The organism is Tabrizicola sp. (assembly GCF_031377265.1).
In the GTDB taxonomy this organism is placed as follows: Bacteria; Pseudomonadota; Alphaproteobacteria; order Rhodobacterales; family Rhodobacteraceae; genus JAUYQR01.
In genome coordinates this window covers 1-2,053 of the sequence record NZ_JANMET010000023.1, presented here as the reverse complement: position 1 = coordinate 2,053, position 2,053 = coordinate 1, and the positions used below count along the sequence as shown (strand labels likewise).

The following is a 2,053-nucleotide window of genomic DNA, read 5'->3' as shown; positions in this document are numbered from 1 at the left end:
GTCGCCCGTGGTGCCGTCAGGGGTGGTGCCGTCGAGATTGGCCCTGGTGCAAGCCAGCTGCCCGCCGATCTTGGCGCCGTTCACATCGACCGTGCCCTTGGCGGTGAGGTCGCTGAGAAAGAGGTCCGCGCCGATCTCCACGCCTTGGGCGTTCAGCGCGTCGCCGCCCGCGCCGTCGAGTGTGGCCCCTTCGCAATCCAACTGCCCGCCGATCTTTGCGCCGTTGACATCGACGGTGCCCGTGGCGGTGAGGGCGCGCAGGAAGAGGCTGCCCTCCACCTTGACCCCTTGGGCGAAGAGGCCGGGGAGGTGGCTGCCGTCAAGGCTGAGCTGCGCGAGGCTGGTTTGTGCGAGCTGCGGTTCCGCCTCGAACCGGCAGGCACGGAGGACGCAGCGGCCCCGGCCCTTGGTGAAGCTGAGGTCGAGTGTTTCGGGGATATGCGCGCCTTGCAGCCAGACGCCGGAGGGATGCAGCCCGCAGTCCGGGGTGGCGCCGGTGATGAGGAGGCGGAGAAGGGGGTCGGAGCAGGCCCCGACCAACACAGGGGGCGCGGTTGACTGGCTGTCATCCCGGCGAAAGCGGGGACCCGGATCGACCGGCTTGCCCATGGGTCCCCGCCTTCGCGGGGATGACAGGGTGGGAATGGTGCGCTGTGGCGCACCCTACGCTTGCTTGGACCGAGGGCAGCGCCTGACCGCCGGGTGGGCGCTGCAACGCCGGTTCTGGGCGCTTTATGGTTCAGCACCTCCCACAGCAATTCTGCTGGTGACGTTACAAAAGCGCCCGCCCGAGGGGGCGGTCGGGCGCTGCCCGGCGGGCTTCGCCCTTGATTCCGGGCGGGGTGGGAGAGTTTGGGCTGCATGATTATATGCGTGAAATCACGCACTCTACGCTTGCTACGGGTCACAGCTATGAGAGTTCGGAAGTTCGCGAAGCAGCTCTACCAGAATAGTTCCAATGATCCCCGGTGGATCGAGGTGCCTAAACGCCCAACCACGGGCCTGAATCACCGCGATCAGCCTCAACAGCGGAGGTATCGCCTCTGATATGAAGGCTTTCTCGATGGACCAACCCTTTGGGCTGAAATGAGAAAATTTATCGCGAAGATGCTTTAGTCTTCGAAAGGACTTTTCCGTTTGGTCATCGGTCTTTATGACACCCCATAGGGCGGAAAATCGGTGAATGTCCCATTCATCCGTTTGAAAAGTGCGTCAGGGCTCGCGAGAATTTCAATTGGCATGGGGCCTGACAGATTTTGGAGCCAAGCAAGCGTCTGCTCGGCGCTGTCATTTCTCAAACACTCAATCTGGGTCGTGCCTGAGGCGTGGCAAACGATCGCCCCTTGGACTGTGCTGAAAAGGCTGAGAACAACCCACTTCCATGCTTGAGCATCATGCTCTGTCTGTGCAAGGCTCAGCTTCAGGTGTTTCAGGGAGCCGAGCACATCTTCCGCTTCACTCGTTTCGAAGTAATGTGAAATCACGCGAACCTCAAAAAGCCCAAGGTGCGCAATGAATGCACACCCTACGAGACTCCACCCCTCACCTAATCGTATCGCCCCTCTGCAACGTCGGGAACAGTTCAACCTTTTCCCCCGGACTTGCCGTGCCCGCGATGATCTGCGCCGCCTTCCGCCCGATTTCCAAACGGCAGGCGTCCATCGTGGCAAGCCTGCGGGGCAGACCGTCAAGCAGTTCAACCCCGTTGAACCCGGCGAGGCCGATCTTGCCCGGTACGTCGAGGCCCTGATCAAGGCAGTAGAGCAAGCCCCCTGCCCCGATCATGTCGTTGGAGTAATAGAGGAAATCGACGTCGGGTGTGCGGTTCAAGACGGCGGCGGTCATCTCGCGGCCCTTCAGCAAAGCGGAGCCGCCAGAATAGTATTCGCGGTCCACCAGCGACAGGCCCGCTTTGGCGAGGGCTTCTTCGAACCCCTCAAGTCGTTTTTTTGCGCGGTGGTCGTTTGGCATAATGGGGCCCCAGAAAGCAAATCGGCCATAGCCAGCCCTGTTGATCTCCTCGGCCAACAGGCGACCGGCGCGGCGATGGGAA

3 protein-coding genes are annotated in these 2,053 nt (G+C 61.7%); all 3 read right to left on the bottom strand.

All coding sequences use genetic code 11. The features are described from left to right. A partial coding sequence (locus RMO18_RS01390) for a hypothetical protein (protein ID WP_309663457.1) occupies positions 1-609 on the bottom strand: 609 nt, incomplete at its 3' end. Between the two features lie 542 nt (positions 610-1,151). Continuing rightward, on the bottom strand, positions 1,152-1,484 hold the full coding sequence (locus RMO18_RS01385; RefSeq protein ID WP_309663456.1) for a hypothetical protein: 333 nt from the start codon (positions 1,482-1,484) through the stop codon (positions 1,152-1,154). Between the two features lie 58 nt (positions 1,485-1,542). Then, positions 1,543-2,053, bottom strand: a 511-nt coding sequence (locus tag RMO18_RS01380; RefSeq protein ID WP_309663454.1) for a substrate-binding domain-containing protein, incomplete at its 5' end; no start/stop codon positions are given.